Here is a 25344-nt window from a genome sequence, read left to right as displayed (position 1 = left end):
TCCATTTCGGGACCCATTTCCGGGGCCTCCACTTCACGTGTCGAAGGCGCCGTCGCAGTCGAATCATACGCGTCCCCGAACTTGCATTCATAAACTTGCATTCATAGTATGTAAGTTCTATAAGAGGCGGCTGTCGATACGCGAGCGACGCATCGTTCGCTTTTTCTTCCTAGCTGAAAGGCTACGCCGTCCATGTTCGCTCTGTGCCCGCGTTGCGCTGCCGAGTCCCGCGCGGGTGCGCGCTTCTGTGACCAATGCGGCACGGCGCTTCCGTCGACCACCATCGACCGGCCCGAACTGCGGCAGGGCACGATGCTGTTCTGCGACCTCGTGCAATCGACCCGGCTCGCCAATGCGCTCGACCCGGACGACCTGCGACTGGTGTTCTCCTCGATTCATCGGGTGGTGCGCGAAGTCTCGCGGCGCCACTCGGGCTACATCATCCGCTTCGTCGGCGACGGCGCGTTCGTGGTCTTCGGCTATCCGGCAGTGCAGGAAGACTCGGCCGAATCGGCCGTGCGCGCAGGCATCGACTTCGTGCATTCGATCAAGGCCGTGCGCGCGCCGCCGCCGGCCACGCTCGAACTGCGCGTGGGCATCGCATCGGGCACGGTCGTGATGGGCGAGATGATCGCCGGCGCGGCGATCGACGAGCAATCCGTCACCGGGCCCGTGGCGCATCTCGCGGCGCGGCTCGTGGCTTCGGCGCCGCCGAGTGGCGTGGTGCTGTGCGAGCAGACCCGCCGCCTGGTCGGCCAGCGCTTCGAGCTGCGCGCGCTCGGCCCCCTGCGGCTCGACGGCTTCCCGCAGCCGGTGCCGGCCTGGCAGGCCTTCGCCGAGCTGCCGTCGCTGTCGCGCTTCGAGGCGCTTCGCACCGGTCGCGGCGCCAGCCAGCTGGTGGGCCGCGAAGGGCTGCTGGCCGAGCTCGCCACGCTGTGGCGCCAGGTCTCGCAGGGCAGCTGCGAGGTGGTCGAGCTGGTGGGCGAAGCCGGCGTCGGCAAGTCGCGACTGGTGCGCGCCCTTCAGCAGTCGCTGGCCGAGGAGCAGGCGATGCACCTCGACCTGCATTGCACGCCGCGCATGCAGAACGCACCGCTCTACCCGCTCGGCGTGCTGCTGCGCCGGCTGGCCGACGTGCAACCCGGCGACGACGAGGCCGGCACCCGGGACAAGACCCTGCTGCTGCTCGCCGCGACGATCGCCGGCCCGGCACCCGACAACGCCTGGCGCTACCTGCGCCCCGTGATGTGCCCGCAGGCCGCGGTGCCATCCGAGGGCGACAGCCCTGAGCTGGAACGCGAGAACACGGTCAAGCTGCTGGTCTGGCTGATGCGCGCGCTGACCCAGCGCAGCCCCGTGCTGCTCATCGTGGAAGACCTGCACTGGGCCGATGCGACCACCGGCCTGGTGCTGCGGCGCGTGATCGAAGATGCAGCCGGCCAGCGGCTCATGATCCTCGTGGCGCGCCGCAGCGACGCCGGCGCCTTCCTGGATGGCCTGCCGCGCGTGGTGCGCAAGAACCTCGAACCGCTCGACGCCGACGAGGCGGCGAAGCTGGTGCGCAGCCTGGCCGCGGGCGATGCGTTGAGCGACAGCGCGGTCGACGGCATCGTCGAGCGCGGCGAAGGCAACCCCCTGTTCCTCGAGGAACTGACGCGCGCCGTGATCGAGAAGAGCACCGGATCGGGCGACGAGATTCCGGCCACGCTGCAGCACCTGGTGCAGGCCCGTCTCGACCGCCTGCCGGCGCTGCGGGCCGTGGTGCAATCGGCCGCCGTGCTGGGCCGCGAGTTCTCGCCGCTGCTGCTCGAACGCCTGACCGGCGAGCCGCGCGACATGGCGGCGCCGATCGGGCGGCTGATCGAGGAAGGCATCCTGATCGCGACCAGCGCCGCTTCCTACGGCGCCCTGCGCTTTCGCCATGCGCTTATCCACGACGCGGTCTACCACACCCTGTTGCGCGGCGACCGCCAGCGGCTCCACGCGCGCGCGGCCGAGCTGCTGCAGACGAACGAAGGCAGAGCGCCCGGCGAAGTGCCGCTGGACCTGCTGGCGCATCACTTCGCGCAGGCCGGACAGACCGAACGCGCGGTGCGCACGCTGATCGACGCGAGCCGCCTGACCGCCGGCCGCGCCGCCTACGAGGAATCGATCGGCCACGCGCAGGCGGGCCTGAAGCTCACGGCCCAGATCGCCGAACCGTCGGCCAGCCGATCGCTGCGGCGGGCCTTGCTGTCGCAGCTCGGGCATTCGTTCACCGCCACCCGCGGCTATGTCGCGCCCGAGGTGGAGCATGCCTTCACCGAGGCGATGTCGCTGTGCGACGAAGAGACCCCGCCCGAGGACGCCTACCCCGTCTACCGCGGCAGCGGCTCGCACTATCTCGTGCGCGGACGCATCGTGCGTTCGTACGAGCTCGCCCAGGCCTGCATCCGCATGGCCGAGCAGTCGGGCCGGCTCGATCTGCTGATCGATGCGCTCGCCTTCGCCGCCTATCCGCTGCTCTACCTCGGCCGCCTCGACGAAGGCCAGCAGCACCTGGACCGCTGCCTGTCGCTCTACAAGGCCGAGAAGGGCAGCCGCTTCACCTATCCCAACGTGCAGGAGCCGGGCACCGCGGCCTGGTCGATGGTGACCACCATCGCCTGGCTGCGCGGCGACCTGCGCGCGGCCGAGGACGCGGCCGACGCACTGCATGCGCACCTCGAGACCCTGCACAGCCCCTTCGACCACAGCTACGGCAAAGTGTGGATGGCGGCGTCGCGGCTGCTGCAGCGGCGCTTCGCGAACGCGGCCGAACTGGCCTCGAACGGCCTCGCAGTGGCACAGGAACGCGGCTACAGCACCTGGATTCCGGCCGGGATGATGCAGCTGTGCATCGCGCAGGGTGCGCTCGGGCCGGCGCCCGAGGCGGTGGCGACGCTGCAGTTCGTGCACAAGGCCTTTCTCGATGCGGGCGCCGAGGTCAGCGCCACCTACTACACCTGGGGCATCGCGATGTCGCTGCTGGCGGCGGAAGACCGCGCCGGCGCGCTCGCCATGGTGCAGAGCGGGCTGCAGCGCGCCGCGGACGGGGAAGAGGTCTACATGGCGGGCGAGTTGCACATCCTCATGGCCCGCCTGGCCGACAACCCGGCCGATGCGCGCGCGCACCTGCTGCAGGCCATGGCGCATGCACGCAGCCACGGCGCGCTGACGGTGGCGCTGCGGGCCGCGGCGATGCTGCTGTGCCTGCTCGACGCCGACGGCCTGCGCGATGCCGCGCAGATGGCGCTCGAGGTTCTCGACGGCACGCTGCCCGTGCCCGACGACCCGGACTTCGTGCGCCTCACGCTGGTTCACTTCGAGGCCGCGATCGCCTCGCTGACTGCGCTCGCACTGACCTCAGACCAGCCCGTCGTCCACGCTCAGGTCGAGTGAGGAACGGCCGACATACCAGTCGCCGGTCGGCACCGTGAAAGGCTGATCGCCCAGCAGTTCCCTGAGGCGCGTGAACGCGCGCGGAAGCCTCGGGTCGGAATGCAGCTTGATCGTCGCGATGCCGGTCGGAAAGGTCGAGCGCAGGTCGCGCAGCCTGAACGAGCCCGTGATCCAGGCCTTGGGCAGCGGGCGGCCGTCGACCGGCGTCACCTGGATCGAGCGGAACCGGGTCAGGCCGTCTTCGAGCACGTCGCGCGCGAACGAGCGACGAAATTCCCTGCCGGCGAAGTCCCGCTGCTGCCAGCGCGGCCCGGCCGCGAGTTCGACGCCGAAGGTGTCGACGCGCTGCGCATGCGCGAGCCAGTCGGACGGAATCGGCGGCAGCGCGATGTCGGCGATGCGGACCGCCTCGGCACCGGGCGCGAGCGAATCCAGCTGGTCGATGTGCGCGATGTCGAACAGCGGCGAGCCGCTGCGCGGCGAGGCGCCGGGCGGCGCAAGCGGCTGCCCGTCGCAGTCCACGAAGCGTGCGAGCCGCTTCTCGAAACCCTGAAGCTCACGCCCGATCACCTTCGACCAGCCGTTGTCGACAAAGATCGCGGGCACGTAGGCGGCCGGATCGTGCGCCTGTGCGCCGTCGTCGTCGACCCGGCCGACCAGCACGCGCATCAGCAGTTCGTATTGCGATTCGAAGGGATCGATGCCGTCCTCGGGCACCTGCTCGCCCCAGTGCATGCGGCCGTAGCGCACCAGCTCGATCGACAGCGTGCGCGCGGCCGGGCGGTAGCTGAAGCCGAGCGCCGCGATGCGGTCGGACAGCCGCTGCGATTCGAGATGGAAGTTGAGCGGACGGATCATCTCGTTCAGCAGTTCGTCGGCGTCGGCGCCGAAGGGCCGGAGGTCGACCCGCATGCCGACCAGGTCGAGATCGCTGAACCGGTAGCCGGTGTTCTGGAACGGCTTGGGGCGCGGGGAACGCGACAGGCGCCCTGCAGGCATGGCGGCTCTCGAAACCTGGAGATCGGCATCCAGCGAACGGTAGAGGCCGCCGCAGAAGCTCCGGTCGAAAACCACGTGCTGGCCGCGGTAGCCAACGAACGGAAAGCGGGCGTCGTCCGCCACCTCGAGCGTGGCGCGCGAGGTGAGCAGGCTGGCATCGTCGCGCCGAAGGTCGACCCGGTCCGCGCTGATCACGAACTCGCTGTTCGCGGCACCCGCCGAGGGCGCGAAGCCCATTTGCGCGTAAACCAAGGGGAACGGCGGCTGCACGGCTTTGTCGCGGGTGCGTGGCCCGAAGCGCACGCCCCTGATCGTGAACAGCACCGGCGCCTGGCTCACGGCCTCGACCTCGGTGGTGGCAGCCTTCAGCGGCGCGCGGATCGCCAGGGTAAAGCTGCCGTGCTTGCCGGGTTCGGTGATATGGATCGGCGTCTCGATCGTCACGATGCCGCGCTGGCGCAGCGCATCGCCCCAGGCGACCCGATTGCTGAACCCGACCCAGCAGCTGAGCGCGCCCGATGCGCCGTGTTCGATGGTCGACACCAGCACCGCGATCGACGCCAAAGAATCGGACGAGCGCAACACGTCGACCGCCAGGCTGCGGCTGGCGGCAGGCAGCGGCGGGCCGACGGCGTCCCCCGACAACTCCGGCCCGAAGCCTCCCGGCACCTCCACGAGGCCGAGCCAGAAGCGCTCAAGCGACGGCGGCATGTTGGCTGGCATCGGTGACATCCTTACGCAACTCGAAGCGGCAGTCCGCGAACAGGCGCTTCATCGCCGGGTCGTCCTCCGCCATGACGTCGAACAGCTCGGCCGGCGTGCGCCAGCCCGGCAGCTTCCTGCGGGCCAGGCCCTCGGTGACGCCGAGCACGCAGTCGGCCGTGAAGTCGTAGGGGTCGGGCGTCTCCATGCGGCAGTCGATCAGCGTCCGGCCGGCGCCATCGTCGATCTCGAGCAGCACCGTGTGCCGGTCCTGCCTGCGCTCCTCGGCATTCGGCCCCTCGGGCAGCAGCGCGACCTGCGAGCGCACCAGCCGGCGCCAGGCGGGCAGCGCATGCAGGGGTGCCGACAGCGTGCCGAGCTGCACGAAGATGCGCGCGCCCTCGGGCATCTCGATGAAGCTCTCGATGCGGCGCACGCTCACGTGGCTGCGCATCGCCGTGATGCGCGCGGTCAGCAGGTCCAGCAGGTTGACCAGCATCGCGATGCGGCGCGGCGGCGCGGATTGGCCGGGCCCGTGCGCCCCGTTCCTCGCGCTGAAATCGAACATGCGTTCGATGCGACCCGAAGGCTCGTAGTCGAGCTCGAGCATCGGGCGCTCGCCGGCCTCGGCTGTTCGTGCGCGCACGACCATGGTCTGCTCGCGGATCGAGCGCCACGCCGTCTGCGCGCTGCCCTGCGAAGTAAACTTGACGTGCGAGAACGCAATGCGAACCGTGCCTACTTCGGTGATGCCCTGCCGGGCCAGCCGGGCCAGCGCGACCGCGAGCATCAGGTCGGAGGTGGTGGCCGAGTGGCCAGCTCCGCACACCATCGTGATGCCGCGCCGCTCCGCCAGGTAGCCGTAGTCGTCGAGCTGCTTGTAGACGTCGGCCTCGCCGTTGATGTCGACGTAGTGCCGCTCGTTGCGCAGTGCCGCCTTCGCCAGCGGTACCGCGGTTGCCGCGAAGGGGCCGGCGGCGTTGATCACGGCGAACATGCCCTGGGCACCGAGGATCTGGTCGAGACGCTGCGGATCGTCGAGCGCCACCACCCGCGTCTGCAGGCCGAGCTCGCGCCCGAGCGCGTTCAGCTTCGACGCGTCGCGGCCGGCCAGCACGGGCTCGAAGCCGCTCTTTGCATCGCCGGCCCAGCGGCGCGCGGCCGCGCGTGCCACGATGCGGCCCGAGAAGCCGGTGGCGCCGTAGAGCAGGATCTGTCGATACATGGTCTGGCCTTCCTGGATCGGTTGGTGCCCGCGGCTCAATGCGCGCGCTGCAGCACCCATGTCGGCATGGCGCGCAGGAAGCTCAGGTCGCGGCTCGGCGCCAGGCTGCCGAAGCAGCGCTCGAACTCGCACAGCGCAGCGCCAGCCAGGCCGGCCGCCACACCGCGCGCATGGTCCATCGACCCCGAGCGAACGATCAGCCCGTGGACCCAGCGAATCTCTGCCGCGCTGCGCCGTTCGCGCGGCAGCGTCAGGAAGCGCTGCAGCCGCGCACGCGCCGCCGGCGCGGCATGGGCCAGCGCATGGATGATCATCAGCGTGCGCTTGCCCTCGCGCAGGTCGCCGTCGGCTTCCTTGCCATAGCTCGCGCCGCTGTCGAGGTTCAGCAGGTCGTCCTGGATCTGGAAGGCGGCGCCGATGAAGTTGCCCAGGCGCACCAGCCGGTCGACGTCGTAGCGCCCGCGCGAACCGATCAGGCAGCCGACGCGCAACGGATGGATGAAGGCCAGCCAGCAGGTCTTGAGCAGCACCATCGTGAGGTAGTCCTCCTCGTCGATGTCGAGCCGCGATTCGCGCTGCCAGCCGAGCTCGAGGGCCTGGCCCTCGGCACTGGCCCAGGCGGTGCGCTCGGTCTCCTCGAAGATGCGCAGCGCGAGCGAGCTGCCGAGGCGCCCGAAGTTGGCCTTGAGCGGCGCCAGGCTCAGGAGCCCGAGCGCATCGCCGGCATTGAGCGCCAGCGGCACGCCGTGCAGCGCATGCAGGGTCGGGGCACCACGACGCTGGTCGCTCTCGTCCTCGATGTCGTCGTGGATCAGGAGAGCGTTGTGCAGCAGCTCGATCGACACCGCCGACGCCACCGCATCGTCGAGGTCGGCCCCGAGCAGCCGCGCCGCTGCCAGGCAGATGCAGGGCCGCAGCATCTTGCCGCCGCGCCGCGGGTAATCGGCCAGCAGCTCGTCGAGGTAGCTGCGCGGCGCCACCGTGGGCAGCCAGCGCTTGAGCTGGCGCCGCACGCGCTCGCCGTATTCGTCGAGCACCTCCTGCACGAGGCTGTCCTCGACCTGCTCGAAGGCCATGCGTCGGCGTTCGGTGGCCTGCATCTCAGAGCCTCAGCTCGACCAGGCCGATCTGCATGCCATCGGCATCGCAGATCGCCGCCGCCCACAGACCGGAGGGATGCTCGGCCTCGGTGCGCACGCGCAGCTCCATGCCGCCGTGGGCCAGCGGCACCAGCGTGGCCGCCAGCGGCGGGGTCTGCGGCGTCGCCGCATGATGGAAGACCAGCGGCAAGGGCCAGCCCTCGGGCCCCGGCGCCGACGACCAGCTGGCCTCGGTCAGGCGAACCACGCGCAGCGCACTGCCGGCCTCGTGCCGCACGACCAGCCGCGCCACCCTGCCTGCAGCAGCTTCCGGCAGGGACTGCGCCGCTGCGGCGGCCGCGGCAGGCACCGGCGGCTCGGCAGTCTTGTGGCCGGCGTCATGATGTTCCTTGTGCCTGGTGAGTCCGAAGGCGGCACCGAGCGCCTCGTACTCGGCCCGTGCCAGTCGCCGCAACGGCCCCTTGGGATCGACGGCCGCGCCCTCGACCCATTCGAGCAGCAGCAGCATCGAACGCGACAGCATGCGTTCGGCAGCGTCGACCGGCTGCGCCGCGCTGTCGATGCCCGCGCGCCTGGCCGCGCCGCCCAGCTGCTTCGCGAGCCGATGGCCGCGCTTGAGTTGCGCGTCGGCGACCTTGTAGCCGAGCTCGACCGCGGCCACCACGGCGTCCGACGCGGTCTGCATCGGCACGCCCGCGAGCGTCACGCCGTCGCGCTCGACATCGGCGCTCCGGTAGATGCCGCCAAAGCCGCGTCGGGGTTGGGTGACCGGCAGCGCCGGCCTGGTCCAGGGGCGGGTCATGGGTGGTGGAACCCCACGATGGCGTCGAGGTCGACGCGGCCGCTGACCGCGTGCGCCGCGAGCATTCCCGACATCACGGCCGCCTCGACGCAGCCGCCGTTGAAGCCGCAATCGGTCCAGTCGCCCGCGATCGTCATGTTGGCGAAGGTGGGGTCGAGCGGCGAGATGCGCGCGGTACCGCTGCCCGGCAGCGACTGCGTGTAGCGATCGCTGCCGATCCGGTGCTCGACCACGTATTGCTGCTGCAGGTGGGCCCTGCTGCCCGCGCCGAGACCATCGGCGGCCATCAGCAGGTCGATTGGCGACCGCTGACCGAGGAAGGCGCGCGGCCACAGCGGCCTCATCTCCGATTCGAGAAAGGCGCCGAGCTCGTCGATGGGATCAGGCGGCGGCGCCAACGGCCCTTTCCTGGGCTCGAGGGCGACGCCGCAGAAATACGCGACCGAGCGCACGCCGTCGGGCACGGCTGCATGCCCCGCGTCGCGCGCGACATTGGCGCGCCAGGCGCGCTCGGCGGCAAGCACGTGCGTCATGTCGGCCCAGGTCTCGTAGCGCCGGCTGATCTTCTGGCGCGGCTCGTCCCGCTGCGGCGCATCGAGCCCCGCGACGATCACGGGGCCGCGGTCCCAGCCCAGCGCCTCGAGGTCCTGCGACAGCCAGACCTGCGCCGAGCGGGTGGCCACGGTCTGCACGCGCTGCCGCATGAGCTCCCAGGCCGGCAGATCGACGAAGGGCGACACCTTGGAGGCGTCGGGTGCCGAGCCCTGGCAGGCGGCGACGAAATCGTCCTTGCCGACAGCGATTACCGCGACGTCGAAATCGGTGCCGGCACGAAGCGGCGGGGGGTCCGCGACCTTGGCGCGCACCGCCTGATCGAAAGCGGCCAGCGGATCGTCGGGCCAGCATCCCTGCGCATCGAGCGCCGACGCGCCGGAGCTTGCGAGCAGCGCCGCGTCGCCGCCGGTCGTGAAGCGCAGCGCCCGCAGCCGCGGCTGCCGGGGGCCGAAATCGAAATCCAGACCCGCCAGCTGATGCAGGAAGCGAAACCTGACACCGCGCCGCTCGAGCGCCCGGTACATCGGCGCGAACACGGCATCGCCCATCCCGGAGCACAGGCGCCAGAACATCGAGCCGCGGTAGGTGAAGAACATGCGCATCGCACCGCGCAGCGCCTGCGCGGCCGAGAGCGAAGGCTTGCGATGGTCGCCGTCGCGGTAGGCGAAGACGAGGTCGTAGATGCCCAGCACCAGCGGCGAATCGATGGCGCCCGTGGTCGCGCCGTGCTTCTGCAGCCAGTCGCGGTAGTCGATGCCGTCGATCGCATCGAGCCCGCGCTCGTCGAAGAAGACGCGGTCGCGGTAGAGGCCGATCACGATCGTCATGATCAGGTCGAGGATCTCGGTCTTGCGCCGCACCTCCTCGTCGATCAGCACCAGGTCCTGCAGTTGCCTGCGCGTGTTGGTGGCCAGGGCCTCGATCACCTTGAGCAGCGAGTTCGCGATCTGCGGCGCCGGATTCTGCTCGCGCAGCAGGCTCTCCACGAAGGTCGCCGCCTGCAGCAGCCCGGCGGCGGAGGTCAGCAGCACGCCGCGTGCGAGCACCGTGAAGCGTTCGACCAGCACGTCGGGCGAGGCGCCGGGGTCGAAGGAGAAGTCGAGTTCGACCGCCTCGTCGAGCGCCGAGCGGCCTCGCGGCGCGCGCGGACCGGTCTCGCGGCCCGCGTTCGGCGGCGCCAGCACGCTCTGGATCAGGGCCTTGGCCAGGGCTAGCGCGCGCGCCAGGTAGCCCCAGGCGCTGAAAGGATTGGTGGCGGCATCGAGCGGCTCGCCGGGCTGGCCCTTCATCGGCGGGAAGAAGCCGGACCAGGTCTCCCACGCGCCGTTGCGCCGGCTGGCGACGCCGATGTGCGGCTCGGGCGCAAAGGCATCGTCGAAGCGGCCGTGCGGCAGGCGCTTGCCCAGAGCCTTGTCGGGACCCCAGCCCGCGGCCTCGACCTCTGCATAGCATTCGCGCATCAGCCGGAAGGCGTTCTCGTAGAAGCCCAGCCAGACGTGCAGACCGTGCTCGAGGATGCGCCCGTGCGCATCGCGCACCGAGGCTCCCTTGCCGCCCAGCCGCCAGCTGGCCTCGTACAGCGTGATCCGGTATTCCGGCAGGCTGCGCTGCTCGGCCGGAGACAGCCTGGCCCGCTCGATGTTGAGATTGCCGAGCTGCCAGGCGGCGGCGACGCCCGCGCAGCCACCGCCCACGATCGCGACCCGCACGACCTTTCCTGCGTCGTCGGCCTGCCCCGCCCGGCTGCGCGCCCTGGATCCCGCACCTTGGACCAATCGCCCCTCCGATCGCTTAGGCTTTTGCTCTTGCTTCTTCGCGCCCTCGCGGATCGTGACGAGTGCGGGGCGCGGCGTCAAGACCGGCATCTACCTGATCGGGAGGATCGCCTTCGAAATGGTTGGCGGCTACTTGGCAAAAGGGCTGGTGCACCACTGCTGCTCGCAGGGCACGCCGTCGCCATCGCCATCCATCTCGACGCCCGGGCAGTTCCTGAGGAAGAACCTGGCCTCGGCGCACGAGCTCATCTGCGAGCAATGGGTCCGGCCGTCGCATCGGTAGACGCTGGCCGCGGGTTGGGGTGGGTCGACCGCCTGTGGCGCAAGGAGAGCCGACGCGTCTTGCTGCCGTGCATGGCGCTGGTACTGGAAATAACCGAAGGCCGCGATGGCGACCACGAGCACGAAGCCCACGAGTGCATTGACCGGCGAGCGCCCTGGACGCGCGGGCTGCGAAGCGGCACGTGGATAGGTGGACGGGTCCCCGAGAGCCTGCCGCAAGACCTTGACCGCCTGGGGCTTGCCGTCCTTGCCGCGGCCCAATTCGAAGCTGACCGTCTCGCCCACCGTGGGGCGGGAGCCGTCCCTCGGAAAGGCACTGATGTGAACGAACAGTTCGCGACCGCCGTCCCGCGGCGCAATGAAGCCGAAGCCCCGGTCGTCGTTCCAGCTGCTGAGCTTTCCGGTGAGTGCCATGTTCGAGGCGGCCTTGGCCATGATTGTCCCAAGGTCGAGTGTGCCCGGGGTTAAGCTTGCGGACACCCATCCGAACAGGAATCTCGCCCATGGCCAGCGACCTTCTCCCTTCGTGGAACAGCGGACCCGCCCGGGACGCCATCATCGACTTCGTCGCCCGCGTCACGCGCGAAGGCGGTGCCGATTTCGTGCGTCCTGCCGAACGCATCGCGACCTTCGACAACGACGGCACGCTGTGGTGCGAACAGCCCCTGCAGGCCCAGTTCTTCTTCGCCGATGCGCGCCTGAAGGCATTGGCCGAGAAGGATCCGGGCATGAAGGAGCGCCAGCCCTTCAAGGCCTTCCTCGAGCACGACCTGAAGACCATCGCGAGCCTGGGTAAGCAGGGTGCCTTCGAGGCCGCCTTCGCAACCCACGCCGGCATGACCGTCGACGAGTTCGACGCCATCGCGCGCGAATGGCTCGCCACCGCCGTGCATCCGAAGCTCGGGCGGCCCTTCACGCGCTGCGCCTACCAGCCGCAGATCGAGCTATTGGCGTACCTGCGCGCCCATGGCTTCAAGACCTTCATCGTGAGCGGCGGCGGCATCGACCTCATGCGCGCCTTCGCCGAGGAGGTCTATGGCATTCCGAACGAGCAGGTGATCGGCAGCAGCCTCAAGACCCGCTTCGAGGTCCGCGACGGCCGCGTCGAGATGCTCAAGCTGTCGGAACTCGGCAGCTTCGACGACCGCGAGGTCAAGACGCAGAACATCGCGCTGCACATCGGGCGACGGCCCATCCTCGCCTTCGGCAACTCCGACGGCGACCTGGCGATGCTGCGCTACGCCAAGTCGGGCAAGGGCGCGAGCCTGGCGCTGCTGCTGCACCATGACGACGCCGAGCGCGAGTTCGCCTACGACCGCGAGTTCAGGCTGAGCCCGCTGGTCGATGCGCTCGACCATGCGGCCGATTACGGCATCGACGTGGTCAGCATGAAGCGGGATTGGAAGAGCGTGTTCGTGCCGTGATGGCAGGGAAGACGACCGCCCGGATCGAGCGTGCAGGCGGTGAGAGTGGTAGGCCGTCCTGGGCTTGAACCAGGGACCAACGGATTATGAGTCCGCTGCTCTGACCAACTGAGCTAACGGCCCACTCGCCCGGGATTCTAGGGGAGCGCCTCGCCCTCCCCGCTACTTGCGATGGCTCAGCGCGTTGGTCACCAGCCTCGACGTGATGTCGACGATCTGGATCATGCGTTCGTAGGGCATGCGCGTGGGGCCGATGACGCCCAGCGTGCCGACCACCCGGCCGTCGACCTCGTAGTTCGCGCTCACGATCGACAGGTCGTCGAAAGGCACCACCTGGCTCTCGCCACCGATGAAGATGCGCACGCCCTCGGCCTGGCTCGAGACATCCAGCAGACGCATGATCTGGGTCTTCTGCTCGAACAGCTCGAAGGCGCGCCGCAGGTGGCTCATGTCGCTCGAGAAGTCGGTCACGGCGAGCAGGTTGCGCTCGCCCGCGATCACGACCTCGTCCTGGGCCTCGGTCATGACCTCGGAGCTGACCTGCACCGCGGCCTGCATCAGCGCCGCGATCTCGCCGCGCAGCTGCTCGACCTCGGACTGCAGCCGGTCGCGCACCTGCTCGATGCTGAGGCCCGCGAAATGGGCGTTGATGTAGTTCGCGGCCTCGACCAGCTGCGACTGCGTGTAGTCGGCCTCGGGAAAGATCACGCGGTTCTGCACGTCGCCGTCCGGCGCGACGATGATCACCAGCAGCCGGCGGTCGGACAGGCGCAGGAACTCGATCTGCCGGAACACCGAGGTGCGCCGCGGCGCCATCACCACACCGACGAACTGCGACAGGTTCGACAGCAGGTTGGCCGCATTGGCGATCACCTTCTGCGGCTGGTCGGGCGCCAGGCTGGGCGCGGAGGCGAACTGCTCGCGCTCCGCGGTCAGCATGGTGTCGACGAAGAGCCGGTAGCCGCGCGCGGTGGGAATGCGACCGGCCGAGGTGTGGGGGCTGGCAATGAGCCCCAGGACCTCGAGATCGGACATGACGTTGCGGATGGTTGCCGGCGACAGATCGAGCCCCGGCGCGCGCGACAAGGTGCGCGAGCCCACGGGCTGGCCGTCGGCGATGTAGCGCTCGACGAGAGTCTTCAGCAGCAACTTGGCACGGTCGTCCAGCATCGAGTGATTTTAATGTTGTAATTTGTGAATGAGCTCTCGCTTTCGGCACGTCGCACTGATCGGTAAATACCAGGCCTCCGGCGCCCGGGCGCAGTGCGGGGCGCAGGACAACGTCATGGAAGGCATCGGCAACTTCCTCGAATCGCAGGGCTGCCGGGTCTACGTCGAGAAGTCGCAGACCGAGGTCGAACAGGGCCCCTACCCGGCGCTCACGGTCGAGGAGATCGGCCAGCGGTGCGACCTCGGCCTGGTGGTCGGCGGCGACGGCACGATGCTCGGCATCGGCCGCCAGCTGGCGCCGCACGACCTGCCGCTGATCGGCATCAACCGCGGCCGGCTCGGCTTCGTGACCGACATCGCGCTCGACAACTACCAGGCGACGCTGGTGCCGATGCTGGCCGGCGAATACGAGGAAGACCTGCGAACGCTGATGCAGGCCACGGTGATGCGCGACGGCGTTTCGGTGTTCGACACGCTCGCCATGAACGACGTCGTGGTCAATCGCGGTGCCACCTCGGGCATGGTCGAGCTGCGGGTCACGGTCGGGCGCCACTTCGTGGCCAACCAGCGCGCCGACGGCATGATCCTCGCCACGCCCACCGGCTCGACCGCCTACGCGCTGTCGGCCGGCGGCCCGCTGCTTCATCCGGCGGTGCGTGGCTGGGTGCTGGTGCCGATCGCGCCGCACACGCTGTCGAACCGGCCGTTGCTGCTGCCCGATGCCGACGAGGTCACGATCGAGCTGGTCGGCGGCCGCGATGCCAGCGCCAATTTCGACATGCAGTCGCTGGCCTCGCTGGCGATCGGCGACCGCGTGATGGTGCGGCGCTCGGACTACCGCGTGCGCTTCCTGCACCCGCGGGGCTGGAGCTACTTCGACACCCTGCGCAAGAAGCTGCACTGGAACGAAGGAGGCTCCTGAACATGGCCCTGAGGCGCATAGCGCTGCGCGATTTCGTGATCGTGCGCTCGCTGGAAATCGATCTGTCCGCCGGCTTCACGGTGCTCACCGGCGAAACCGGCGCTGGCAAGTCGATCCTGATCGACGCCCTGCAGCTGGCGCTCGGCAATCGGGCCGATGCCGGTGCGGTGCGCGAAGGGGCCGAACGGCTCGACGTGAGCGCCGAATTCGATGCCGACCCGGCGCTGGCCGGCTGGCTCGACGACGGCGGCTTCGAGGCCGGCGGCGATGCCCTGCTGCTGCGCCGCACGGTCGACCTGCAGGGCCGCAGCCGCGGCTGGATCAACGGCAGCCCGGCCACCGCCACCCAGTTGCGCGAGCTCGGCGATCGGCTGCTCGACATCCACGGCCAGCATGCGTGGCAGAGCCTGACCCGGCCCGATGCGGTGCGCGGCCTGCTCGATGCCTATGCCGGCATCGCGAGCGGCACGCTCGACACCAGCTGGGGGGCCTGGCGCCAGGCCATCGCCGCGCTCGACACCGCGCGTTCGGCCCAGGATTCGCTGCAGCGCGAGCGCGAGCGCCTGCAATGGCAGCTGGCCGAGGTCGCCAAGCTTGGACCCGGCGAGGACGAATGGGCCGAGCTCTCGGCCAGCCACAGCCGCATTTCCAATGCCCAGGCCCTGATCGACGCCGCCCAGGGCGCCAGCAACGCGCTCGAGGACGACGACAACGGCGCCCTCGCCGCACTGAGCCGCGCGGTCGCGCTGCTGCAGAATTGCGAGCACATCGAGCCCGAGTTCAAGGCGCTCGGCGAAGTCCTGGCCTCGAGCGTCGCACAGGCGTCCGACGCCGCCCATTCGCTGCACGGCTACCTGCGCGAGGCCGACACCGACCCCGAGAAACTGGCCGAACTGGACGAGCGCATGGGCCTCTGGATGTCGCTCGCGCGCCGCTACCGGCGCCCGCCGTCCGAACTGCCGGCATTGCTGTCCGGCTGGCAGGCCGAGCTGGCCGCCCTCGACGCGCAAAGCGACCTCGAGGCGCTGGAACGCGCCGAGCAGGCGGCCCAGCAGGCCTACATGAAGGAAGCCAAGGCGCTCGCCAAGGCACGCAAGCAGGCGGCGCCCAGGCTCTCGCAGTCGGTCACGCAGGCCATGCAGGAACTCGGCATGAAGGGGGGGCGCTTCGAGGTCTCGCTGCAGCCCCTGGCGCAGCCCGGCCGCGCCGGCCTCGAGGAGATCGGCTTCCTGGTCGCGGGCCATGCGGGCAGCACGCCGCGCTCGATCGGCAAGGTGGCCTCGGGCGGCGAGCTGTCGCGCATCGCGCTGGCGATCGCGGTGACCACCAGCGAACTCGGTGCGGCGCAGACGCTGATCTTCGACGAGGTCGACGCGGGCGTGGGCGGCGCCGTCGCCGAGACCGTCGGCCGCCTCATGAAGCAGCTCGGCCGCGATCGCCAGGTGCTGGCCGTGACCCATCTGCCGCAGGTCGCCGCCAGCGCCGACCATCACCTGCGCGTCGAGAAGCGCCAGACACCCTCGAAGGGCACGCAGGCCGCTCGCACGGAGAGCGGCGTCGCCACGCTCGACCGCGAGGGGCGCGCCCAGGAAATCGCCCGCATGCTGGGCGGCGAGCGCGTCACCGGGACCTCGCTCGCGCATGCGCGCGAGATGCTGGGTCATCCCTCACCGGCCACCACGCCATGAGCCTCGACCTGGTCCTCATCACCGGCATGTCGGGCTCCGGCAAGTCCGTCGCCCTGCATGCACTGGAGGACGCCGGCTACTACTGCGTCGACAACCTGCCGCCCGAGCTGCTTGCGCCCTTCGTCGTGCTGCAACAGCAGCAGCAGGCCTCCAAGGTCGCGATCGCGATGGACGTGCGAAGCGGCGTCTCGCTGCCGCTGGTGCCGCAGCAGCTCGATTCGCTGCGCAAGCAGGGCATCGCGCTGCGCTCGCTGTTCCTCGACGCCACCACCGATGCACTGGTCCGGCGCTATTCGGAGACCCGGCGCCGCCATCCGCTGTCGCGCCAGGAGCCGCGCAGCGGCGATGCGCCCGAGCAGCAGCGCGTGCTGGTGCAGGCGATCGAGCTCGAACGCGAGCTGCTGGCCGACCTGCGCGACGGCGCCGACGTGATCGACACCAGCATCATCCGGCCGCCGCAGCTGCAGAGCTACGTCAAGGCACTGATCTCGGCGCCCGACAGCGCACTCACGCTGGTCTTCGAATCCTTCGCCTTCAAGCGCGGCGTGCCGCTCGATGCCGACTTCGTGTTCGACGTCCGCATGCTGCCCAATCCGCACTACGTAGCCGGCCTGCGCCCGCTGACCGGACGCGACCAGCCGGTGGCGGACTGGCTGCGCGAGCACGACGACGTGGCACGCATGTACGGCGACATCGAGCAGTTCCTGTCCCGCTGGCTCGATGCGCTGGCACGCGACCATCGAAGCTACGTGACGGTGGCCATCGGCTGCACCGGCGGCCAGCATCGCTCGGTGTTCCTGGTTGAGCAGCTCGCGCGCGGCTTCGGCGACCGCTGGGCCGCGCTCAAGCGGCACCGCGAGCTCGACGGCACGCTGGTCTAGCCCTGGCGGCAGCGACCGAAGCTCAACTGCCGAGCAGCTTGCGCACCGGCGCCGGCAGGCCCAGCACGCGCCAGGCATCGGCTTCGAACCAGGCGCCCTCGACCGCACCCATCGGCGCAGTGCCTGCGCGAGACAGCAGCACCGGATGCAGGTGCAGGTCCTTGTGCGTGAGCACATGCAGGAAGGCCGGAGCGTCGGTCAGCGCATCGCCCGCGCCTTCGGGCAATGCCCCCACCAGGGCTTCGCGGCTGTCGTAGACCGGCAGGCAATGAAGCCCGGCCCAGATGCCGCGTGCGGGCCGCTTCTGCAGCCACACGCGGTCTTCGGCGTCGCGCGCCAGCAGCAGCCAAAGGGATGCGGACGAGCGCCGCAGCTTGCGGGTCTTGACCGGAAATCGCTCGGGGGCGCCGAGCCGCCGCGCGAGGCACAGATCGCTCACCGGGCAGATCATGCAGCTGGGCTTGCGCGGCACGCAGACGGTGGCGCCCAGGTCCATCACGCCCTGCGTGTAGCGGGATATGGCCTCGGGATCGTCGGCCGGCGGCAGCAGCCCGGTCGCGCGATTCCAAAGCAGCCGCTCCTGGGCCGCCGAGGACATGTCGCCGTCGAAGGCCAAGAGCCGCGTCAGCACGCGCTTCACGTTGCCGTCGAGGATGGCCACGCGCTCGCCGAAGCAGAAGGCCGCGATTGCGGCGGCGGTCGAGCGGCCGATGCCCGGCAGGCTCTGCAGCTCGGCCGCGCTGCGCGGAAACCCGCCGCCGAAGCGCGCCACCACCTCCTGCGCGCAGCGGTGCATGTTGCGTGCGCGGCTGTAGTAGCCGAGGCCGCTCCACAGGCCGAAGACCTCGTCCTCGCTGCCCGCCGCGAGCGCTGCCACGGTGGGAAAGCGCGCCAGGAAGCGCGCGAAGTAGCCCAGCACGGTGCTGACCTGGGTCTGCTGCAGCATCACCTCGGACAGCCAGACGCGGTAAGGGTCACGGGTGTTCTGCCACGGCAGTTCGCTGCGCCCGTGGCTGCGCTGCCAGTCGACGATGCGTGTCGCGAATTCGCTCGGCGCGGGACCCGGCGCGGCGCGCTCGAGGACTTCAGGCGGCACTGAGTTCGGTGCGCGCCGACGGGGCATTCGGCGCCTCGTTGCTCGCGAGCAGCGAGGTCAGCTCCGCCAGACGCTTGTGCAGATCGCCCAGATGGCTTTCCTGCGCCGAGAGCTCGGCCAGGCGCTCGTCGAGGTTGCCGGCCGCGCCCTGGATGCGCTCGACGGCCTCGATGCGCTTGGTGAAGTTGCGCCGGCGCTCCTTGAGCTGCGCATCGAGCTGTGCGCCCGCGCCCTTGCTCCAGCGCTCGACCTCGGTCATGGCGGCCTCGTTGACCACGCGCAGCCGGCTCGCCAGGGCGCGCACCAGCTTGTCGCAGAAATCGGGCTGCGACAGCTTCAGCAGGTTGCCCACGCCCAGATAGTGGAGGTGGCTGCGCTCGATCTGGCCCAGCTGGTGCTCGAAGCTCGACAGGTCCGGCTCGGGCGGCGCCTGCAGCGTGAAGCCGTGTTCGGCATTGAGCTGGCGGAAGGTGGCGTTGAGCATCGACTGGATCTCGGCGCTCGTGGCCTGCACTTCGCTCAGGTTGTTGCGCAGCGAATCGAAGGTCTCGGCATACACCTTGCGCACGTTGAACTTCAGGCCGCGCCGCTTGAGCGCCGAGGCCAGTCGCGCCATGTCGGCCTTCAGTGCCGTGCTGCCGAGCACCGCGTAGACCTCGCGCAGCAGCTTGCCCTGCACCGAACGCAGCGCCAGGATGCGCGTGTTGCTGCCCTCGAACTCGGACTGCTCCTGCTCGATGCGCTGGCGCATGTGGCGGATCACCGAGCCGTTCTTGCCGCGCAGGCCCTGCAGCTCCAGCGCCTGCTCCGAGAGATCGCGCTGGCGCACGTTGAGGATGCGCGCAGCCTCGGCCCGCAGGGCGACGATGCCCGCGTCCACGGCCAGACGCAGCATGACCTCGCGCTTGCCGAGCAGGCCTTCGCCGAGCACCGCCTCGAGCGCGGGCAGCCGGCTCGCCTGCAGCAGCGGCTGGTCGCGGCGGATCTTGGCCTGCAGCCCCTTCTGGGCCGAGACCGGCAACACCTGCGGCAGCGGCACGCCGAGCAGTTCGGCCGCACCCTTGCGCTGGCGCTGGATCTGGGCATCGATCTGGGCCGGCGTGCTCAGGATGTCCCACATGGTGTCGATCTTGTTGAGCACCACGATGCGGGTCTCGCTGAGATCGCCTTCGGTCACCAGGTGTTCGCGCCAGATCGCGAGGTCGGATCGGGTCACGCCGGTGTCGGCGCCGAGGATGAAGACCACCGCGTGCGCCTGCGGGATCAGGCTCACAGTGAGTTCAGGTTCGGCGCCGATGGCGTTGAGGCCAGGCGTGTCGAGGATCACCAGGCCCTGCTCGAGCAGCGGATGCGGCATGTTGAGCAGCGCATGGCGCCAGCGCGGAATCTCGACCCGGCCGTCCGAATCGGGCACCGGGTTGTCGTCGGGGACGTCGTCGCTCCAGAAACCGAGCGCGCGGGCCTCGGCCAGCGGCACCCAGCGCACCTCGGCCACCTTGCCCATGGCCTGCGACAGCTGCTCGGCGTTCTCGACGTCGACCTCGACCTCGGTCCAGCGGTCGGGCTCGTCGCGCCAGTGGGCCAGCGAATGGGGTTCGAGCCGCGTCTCGATCGGCAGCAGGCGCAGGCCCGGCGGCAGCGTGGCGTCGTAGCCCAGCTCGGTCGGGCACATGGTGGTGCGACCGGCGCTGGCCGGCATGATCCGGCGGCCGTAGGACGCAAAGAAGATCGCGTTGATGAGCTCCGACTTGCCGCGCGAGAACTCGGCCACGAAGGCCACCATGACCTTGCTCGTGCGCAGCTGCGATTCGAGCTCGCGCAGCCGTTCGGCCACGCTCTGGTTCAGCAATTCGTTTTCATTCAGCCACCGCGACAGCCACTTGAGGCGATGCGCGAAATTGCGCCGCCAAGCGCCATGCTTGTCGAATTGCTGATTGAAGGAATCGGTCAAAGCAGGATTTGTAAGGGCGACTTACAAAATATAGCATCGGCACGCGCTTGGGTAATGCATTTGTCCGAGTGATTCAATGCTTTTGGCACAAAGGGCAGAAATACGTTGCGCGCTGTCCTTGCCGTATGGTGCGAATCGGGGTCGCGCAGACCCTGCAAGGCTCGTTGCGGCGGCCATAGACCGTCGCCTCGAGCTGGAAATAGCCGCTCTGGCCGTCGATGTTGGAGAAATCCCGCAGCGTGCTGCCGCCACGCTCGACCGCGCGCGCCAGGATCTCGCGCACCGCGGCATGCAGCCTGAGCGCGCGCGGCCGGCTGATACGGGCCGCTGACAGCGTCGGGCGGATGCCGGCCAGGAACAGCGCCTCCGACGCATAGATGTTGCCGACTCCGACCACCACGTCCCCTGCCAGCAGCACCTGCTTGATCGGCGCCCGGCGCCGGCGAAGCCCGGCATGGAAGGCCTCGAAATCGAAGCCGTCGCCGAGCGGCTCCATGCCGAGTCCGCCCAGCAGCTTGCGCGCCAGCGGCGATGCCTCGTCCTCGACGTAGACCACGGCACCGAAGCGGCGCGGATCGTTGAGCCGCAGCGTGCCGCGGCTCGTGACGAGGTCGAAGTGATCGTGGGCGCCGGGCGCAGGCAGCGAGGCGTCGAAGCGCAGGCTGCCCGACATGCCCAGGTGCATCAGCAGCAGGCCCGCGTCGAGATCCACCAGCAGGTACTTGCCGCGCCGGCGCACGCCGCGCACGGTGCGCCCGACGAGTGCCGCCGGATCGACCGCCAGCGCCCAGCGCAGCGGCTTGCCGGTGCGCACGGCCTCGATGCGGGCGCCCGCGATGCGATCCGCGAAACCGCGGCGAGTGACTTCGACTTCGGGAAGTTCGGGCATGGGAGGCGGCCTTGCGAGAAATATTGGCGCCGGCCCTGAAGCCCCACGCGACATGATGCAAAAGCCTTGGATTATTATGACTTCGATGACCCTCACGCTCCGCCGATCCCGCCTTGCGGCGGCCGCTTGCCTGGCCCTGATCGCGCTCGCGGCGCAAGGCCAGCCAGCCACGCCGGCTCCCGCCGCACCCACCAGCCCCGCCCCGATCGTCGAGCCTGCCGGCCAGCCGGCAGCGGCCGCAGCCGCCGCGGCGGCTCCCAAGGACCTCCCGCCCGAAGTCTCGGCCATGACGGCCGAGCTGTTCTACGAAGTGCTGCTGGGCGAACTCAACGCCCGCACCGACCCCGGTTCGGCCTACGGCCTGGTGCTCGACGCCGCGCGTCGCGCCCGGGACGGCAAGCTGTTCCAGCGCGCCATCGAGATCGCGCTGCAGGCGCGCCAGGGCGATTCGGCCCTCGAGGCCGCGCGCGCCTGGAAGGAGACCATGCCCGAATCGCGCGATGCGCGCCGCTTCGAGCTGCAGATCCTGATCGCCCTCAATCGCATCGCCGACACGGTGGCGCCGCTGCGCGCCGAGGTCGCGGCCACGCCGCAGATCGAGCGCCCCTTCCTGATGGCGCTGATCGCGCGCAACTACAGCCGCGCCACCGACAAGAAGCTCGCGGCTTCTGTGGTGGAGCAGGCTCTGGCCGACGAGCTCACCAATGCGGGCACCGGCCCGGCCGCCTGGTCCACCATCGGCCGGCTGCGGCTGGCCGCCGGCGACACCTCGGGTGCGCTCGACGCCGCGATCAAGGGCCAGAGCCTCGACCCCGCGGCCGAAGGCCCGGCGGTGCTCGCGCTCGAGCTCATCGACCCGAGCCAGCCGCTGGCCGAGCCGATCGTCAAGCGCTACCTCGCCGACCCCAAGGCCCTGCCCGAGATCCGCGTCGGCTACGCGCGCGTGCTGGTCGAAGGCCGCCGCTACGCCGAGGCCCAGGCCGAGCTCTCGACGCTCACCGCGGCGCGCCCCGAACTGCCCGAACCCTGGCTGCTCCTGGGCAGCCTGCAGACCCAGGCACGCCAGGACGCCGCCGCCGAGGCCTCGCTCAAGCGCTTCATCGCCCTTGCCCCCACGGTGCGCGATCCCGAGGGCCGCGAGCGCGGCCTGACCCAGGCCTATCTGCTGATGGCGCAACTCGCCGAGCGGCGCAAGGATTTCGCCGGCGCCGAAAGCTGGCTCGGGCGCATCGACAGCACCGACGACCTGGTCGGCGCCCAGGCGCGGCGGGCAGCGCTGCTGGCGCGCCAGGGCAAGCTGCCGCAGGCGCGCGAGCTGGTACGCAGCCTGCCCGAGCGCACGGCCGACGAGAAGAAGCAGAAGTTCCTGACCGAGGTCCAGCTGCTGCGCGACGCCAAGCAGTACCAGGCCGCCTTCGACATGCTGGCCCAGGCCAGCGTGGCCGCCCCGAACGACACCGACCTGCTCTACGACCAGGCCATGGTGGCCGAGAAGCTCAATCGACTCGACGAGATGGAACGCCTGCTGCGTCGCGTGATCGAGCTCAAGCCCGACAACCAGAACGCCTACAACGCGCTTGGCTACTCCCTGGCCGATCGCAAGGTGCGGCTCGAGGAAGCCCGCACGCTGATCCAGAAGGCGGTGCAGCTGGCGCCCGACGACCCGTTCATCGCCGACAGCCTGGGCTGGGTCGAATACCGGCTCGGCAACCTGTCCGAGGCCACCCGCATCCTCGAAGCCGCCTACAAGCGCCGGCCCGATCCGGAGATCGGCGCCCATCTCGGCGAAGTGCTCTGGGCCGCGGGCCAGCGCGACCGCGCCGTCAGCATCTGGAAGGAAGCATCGCTCGCGGATGCCGACAACGAGACGCTGCAGGAAACGCTCAAGCGCCTGCACGTGAAGCTTTGAAGCGCCGCGGCGCACTGATGCTCGGCGGCGCCGGGCTGCTGTCGCTGCTCGCGGGCTGCGCCACGCCGGCAGGCACGCCACGCAGCGCCGAAGGCGGCGCCTGGAGCGGGCGGCTGTCCCTGCGCGTCGAGGGCGACCAGAACCAGAGCTTCGCAGCCCTGTTCGAACTGCGCGGCGCGCCCGAGGCCGGCGAACTGGTGCTCACCAGCCCGATCGGCAGCACGCTCGCACAACTGCACTGGGCGCCCGGCGAAGCGCTGCTGCGCAACGGCAGCGAGACGCGGCGCTACGAGTCCGTCGATGCGCTGATCGTCGCCGCCACCGGCGCCGCGATACCGGTCGGCGCCCTCTTCGCCTGGCTGGCAGGCCGCGACGAGGCGGTGCCCGGCTGGCGGCCCGACCTGAGCCAGGTCGATGCCGGCCGGCTGCAGGCCACGCGCGAATCGCCGGCGCCGCGCGCCGACCTGCGGATCGTCTTCGAGCGCGCATGAAGGCCCTCTACGATCTCCCGGCGCCGGCCAAGCTCAACCTCTTCCTGCACATCACGGGCCGGCGCGCCGACGGCTACCACCTGCTGCAGTCGGTGTTCATGCTGATCGACTGGTGCGACACCCTGCATGTCGAGCGGCGCGCCGACGGACTCCTCACGCGCGAGGACCTCACCACCGCACTGCCGGCCGACGACCTGATCCTGCGCGCAGCACGCGCCCTGCAGGCGGCCACGGGCACTTCGCTGGGCGCTCACATCGGCATCGCCAAGCAGGTGCCTGCGCAGGCCGGCATGGGCGGAGGCTCCTCCGACGCCGCCACCTGCCTGCTGGCGCTCAACCGGCTCTGGGGGCTGCAGCTGCCGCTGCCGGCGCTGGAGCGCATCGGCCTCGCCCTGGGCGCGGATGTCCCTTTCTTCCTTCGCGGGCACAACGCCTGGGTCGAGGGGATCGGCGAGCAGATCACGCCGATTTCGCTGCCGCCGGGCCGCTTCGCGGTGGTGAAACCGGCCGAGGGAATCGACACGCGCGAGATTTTTGCAGCAGAAGATCTGCAACGCGCCACGACGGCTGCTATAATCACGGGCTTTGCTGCACACAGCGAATCGCATCGGGGCCAAACACACGCGTTCGGCTTTGGTCGAAACGACCTGCAGCCAGTTGCCCAGCGGCTTTGCCCCGCGGTGACCGACGCCATCGAATGGCTCGGCCGCCAAGGACTCGAAGCCCGGATGACCGGTTCGGGAAGTTCGGTGTTTGCAGCAATGCCGCAGGAAGCGGAACTCGCCGAGGCCCCCCAGGGCTGGCAGGTTCGCAAATGCAGCAATCTAGCCGTTCATCCCCTCGCGGGCTGGGCGGACTGAAGACGGATAGATCGGATCGCCCAGGCGGTTCGATGCGACATATATCGGTTGGCGACCTCGGTCGTCGACCCGTGTAGGGGAGTCGCCAAGCTGGTTAAGGCACTGGATTTTGATTCCAGCATGCAAAGGTTCGAATCCTTTCTCCCCTGCCAAATTCACTCACGAGAATTTTGGCGGCTCTCTCGAAAGAGCCATTTCGCATTGCCGGGACGTACACATGCAGGCTCAACACCCTGACTTCATGGTTTTCACCGGCAATGCCAATCCGGGCCTTGCCGCCGAGATCTCGCACCACCTGGGCACCTCGCTGGGTGCCGCACGGGTCGGTCGCTTCTCCGACGGCGAAGTCACGGTCGAGATCAACCAGAACGTGCGCGCCCGCGACGTCTTCGTGGTCCAGTCGACCTGTGCGCCGACCAACGAGAACCTGATGGAACTGCTCATCATGGTCGACGCGCTCAAGCGCGCCTCGGCCGAGCGCATCAGTGCCGTGATCCCGTACTTCGGCTATGCGCGCCAGGACCGCCGCCCGCGCTCGAGCCGGGTGCCGATCTCGGCCAAAGTGGTCGCCAACCTGCTCGAGACCGTGGGCGTGGCCCGCGTGCTCACCATGGACCTGCACGCCGACCAGATCCAGGGTTTCTTCGACATTCCGGTCGACAACATCTATGCCTCGCCGGTGCTTCTGGGCGATCTGCGGCAGAAGAACTACGAAGACCTGATCGTGGTCTCGCCGGACGTCGGCGGCGTGGTCCGCGCCCGGGCGCTGGCCAAGCAGCTGAACTGCGATCTGGCGATCATCGACAAGCGCCGCCCGCGCGCCAACGTGAGCGAAGTGATGCACGTCATCGGCGAGATCGACGGCCGCAACTGCGTGATCATGGACGACATGATCGACACCGCCGGCACGCTCGTGAAGGCGGCCGAGGTGCTCAAGGAGCGCGGCGCCAAGCAGGTCTACGCCTATTGCACGCACCCGATCTTCTCGGGTCCCGCGATCGAGCGCATCGCCCAGGGCAGCGCGCTCGACGAAGTGGTCGTGACCAACACGATCCCGCTGAGCGATGCGGCATTGGGCTGCACCAAGATCCGCCAGCTGTCCGTGGCGCCGCTGATCGCCGAGACGATCCAGCGCATCGCCAAGGGCGAGTCGGTGATGAGTTTGTTCTCGGACCAGGAAAACCTCTTCTGAGGTCTTCCCGG

Annotated in this window: 19 protein-coding genes and 2 tRNA genes; 10 read left to right on the top strand and 11 right to left on the bottom strand. The window is 69.7% G+C overall.

From position 1 onward, the window contains the following. The first annotated feature begins 192 nt into the window (after positions 1-192). Positions 193-3420 (top strand): ATP-binding protein, encoded by a 3228-nt coding sequence (locus QTH87_RS08430; protein ID WP_286608473.1) that lies wholly within the window; start codon positions 193-195, stop codon positions 3418-3420. Here QTH87_RS08430 and QTH87_RS08425 read toward each other — a convergent pair. From QTH87_RS08425 to QTH87_RS08400, 6 genes are all read right to left on the bottom strand, one after another. Then, a complete protein-coding gene (locus tag QTH87_RS08425; protein ID WP_286608472.1) occupies positions 3385-5142 on the bottom strand; it encodes a hypothetical protein in 1758 nt (585 codons plus the stop codon). The two genes, QTH87_RS08430 and QTH87_RS08425, sit on opposite strands and share 36 nt — an antisense overlap. Further along, complete coding sequence (locus QTH87_RS08420; RefSeq protein ID WP_286608471.1) at positions 5114-6346, bottom strand: saccharopine dehydrogenase NADP-binding domain-containing protein; 1233 nt, start codon at positions 6344-6346, stop codon at positions 5114-5116. The genes QTH87_RS08425 and QTH87_RS08420 overlap by 29 nt, the downstream gene beginning before the upstream one ends. A 35-nt stretch (positions 6347-6381) precedes the next feature. Beyond that, positions 6382-7446 (bottom strand): polyprenyl synthetase family protein, encoded by a 1065-nt coding sequence (locus tag QTH87_RS08415; protein WP_286608470.1) that lies wholly within the window; start codon positions 7444-7446, stop codon positions 6382-6384. A 1-nt stretch (position 7447) separates the two neighbouring features. Further along, positions 7448-8248: a hypothetical protein gene (locus QTH87_RS08410; protein ID WP_286608469.1), complete on the bottom strand. Its 801-nt coding sequence runs from the start codon at positions 8246-8248 to the stop codon at positions 7448-7450. Then, positions 8245-10512 (bottom strand): FAD-dependent oxidoreductase, encoded by a 2268-nt coding sequence (locus QTH87_RS08405; RefSeq protein WP_286608468.1) that lies wholly within the window; start codon positions 10510-10512, stop codon positions 8245-8247. Before QTH87_RS08405 ends, QTH87_RS08410 begins: the two co-directional genes overlap by 4 nt. A 195-nt stretch (positions 10513-10707) precedes the next feature. After that, a complete protein-coding gene (locus QTH87_RS08400) occupies positions 10708-11295 on the bottom strand; it encodes a cold shock domain-containing protein (protein WP_286608467.1) in 588 nt (195 codons plus the stop codon). A gap of 68 nt (positions 11296-11363) precedes the next feature. Here QTH87_RS08400 and QTH87_RS08395 point away from each other — a divergent pair, with 68 nt between their 5' ends. Further along, positions 11364-12284 (top strand): HAD family hydrolase, encoded by a 921-nt coding sequence (locus QTH87_RS08395; protein WP_286608466.1) that lies wholly within the window; start codon positions 11364-11366, stop codon positions 12282-12284. A gap of 46 nt (positions 12285-12330) precedes the next feature. Here QTH87_RS08395 and QTH87_RS08390 read toward each other — a convergent pair. Together QTH87_RS08390 and hrcA are read right to left on the bottom strand one after the other, a co-directional pair. Then, positions 12331-12407, bottom strand: a tRNA-Ile gene (locus QTH87_RS08390). Between the two features lie 39 nt (positions 12408-12446). After that, positions 12447-13454, bottom strand: a complete 1008-nt coding sequence (hrcA, locus tag QTH87_RS08385; protein ID WP_286608465.1) for a heat-inducible transcriptional repressor HrcA — start codon at positions 13452-13454, stop codon at positions 12447-12449. Positions 13455-13482: 28 nt separating this feature from the next. Here hrcA and QTH87_RS08380 point away from each other — a divergent pair, with 28 nt between their 5' ends. The 3 genes from QTH87_RS08380 to rapZ are packed head-to-tail and all read left to right on the top strand — an operon-like array spanning position 13483 to position 16945. Continuing rightward, positions 13483-14376, top strand: coding sequence for an NAD kinase (locus QTH87_RS08380; RefSeq protein ID WP_286608464.1), 894 nt, complete (start codon positions 13483-13485; stop codon positions 14374-14376). Between the two features lie 2 nt (positions 14377-14378). Next, positions 14379-16064, top strand: a complete 1686-nt coding sequence (recN, locus tag QTH87_RS08375) for a DNA repair protein RecN (RefSeq protein WP_286608463.1) — start codon at positions 14379-14381, stop codon at positions 16062-16064. Continuing rightward, entirely contained in the window at positions 16061-16945 is an 885-nt protein-coding gene (gene rapZ, locus QTH87_RS08370) for an RNase adapter RapZ (RefSeq protein WP_286608462.1), read from the top strand. The genes recN and rapZ overlap by 4 nt, the downstream gene beginning before the upstream one ends. Before the next feature lie 22 nt (positions 16946-16967). On the opposite strand, the gene mutY is transcribed toward rapZ, so the two are convergent. From mutY to mutM, 3 genes are all read right to left on the bottom strand, one after another. Then, positions 16968-18068: an A/G-specific adenine glycosylase gene (mutY, locus tag QTH87_RS08365; protein WP_286608461.1), complete on the bottom strand. Its 1101-nt coding sequence runs from the start codon at positions 18066-18068 to the stop codon at positions 16968-16970. After that, positions 18031-19992 carry a dynamin family protein gene (locus QTH87_RS08360; protein WP_286608460.1) on the bottom strand — a complete coding sequence of 654 codons (1962 nt, stop codon included), beginning with the start codon at positions 19990-19992 and terminating at the stop codon, positions 18031-18033. The genes mutY and QTH87_RS08360 overlap by 38 nt, the downstream gene beginning before the upstream one ends. Positions 19993-20065: 73 nt before the next feature. Then, positions 20066-20881 (bottom strand): bifunctional DNA-formamidopyrimidine glycosylase/DNA-(apurinic or apyrimidinic site) lyase, encoded by an 816-nt coding sequence (gene mutM / locus QTH87_RS08355; RefSeq protein ID WP_286608457.1) that lies wholly within the window; start codon positions 20879-20881, stop codon positions 20066-20068. An 85-nt stretch (positions 20882-20966) separates the two neighbouring features. Here mutM and QTH87_RS08350 point away from each other — a divergent pair, with 85 nt between their 5' ends. From QTH87_RS08350 to QTH87_RS08330, 5 genes are all read left to right on the top strand, one after another. Then, positions 20967-22790, top strand: coding sequence for a tetratricopeptide repeat protein (locus QTH87_RS08350; RefSeq protein WP_286608456.1), 1824 nt, complete (start codon positions 20967-20969; stop codon positions 22788-22790). Continuing rightward, the gene (locus tag QTH87_RS08345; RefSeq protein ID WP_286608454.1) at positions 22787-23281 is read left to right on the top strand and encodes a lipoprotein insertase outer membrane protein LolB; all 495 of its coding nucleotides are present in this window, start codon (positions 22787-22789) and stop codon (positions 23279-23281) included. The genes QTH87_RS08350 and QTH87_RS08345 overlap by 4 nt, the downstream gene beginning before the upstream one ends. After that, on the top strand, positions 23278-24141 hold the full coding sequence (gene ispE, locus QTH87_RS08340) for a 4-(cytidine 5'-diphospho)-2-C-methyl-D-erythritol kinase (RefSeq protein WP_286608453.1): 864 nt from the start codon (positions 23278-23280) through the stop codon (positions 24139-24141). Before QTH87_RS08345 ends, ispE begins: the two co-directional genes overlap by 4 nt. Before the next feature lie 75 nt (positions 24142-24216). Next, a tRNA-Gln gene (locus QTH87_RS08335) sits at positions 24217-24293 on the top strand. A 65-nt stretch (positions 24294-24358) separates the two neighbouring features. After that, the gene (locus QTH87_RS08330) at positions 24359-25333 is read left to right on the top strand and encodes a ribose-phosphate pyrophosphokinase (protein ID WP_286608452.1); all 975 of its coding nucleotides are present in this window, start codon (positions 24359-24361) and stop codon (positions 25331-25333) included. Positions 25334-25344: the final 11 nt, after the last annotated feature.

This window comes from Variovorax jilinensis (assembly GCF_030316885.1).
Lineage (GTDB): Bacteria > Pseudomonadota > Gammaproteobacteria > Burkholderiales > Burkholderiaceae_C > Variovorax > Variovorax jilinensis.
Note: the sequence above shows the minus strand (reverse complement) of the source record. Positions and strands in the feature narration are given on the sequence as shown.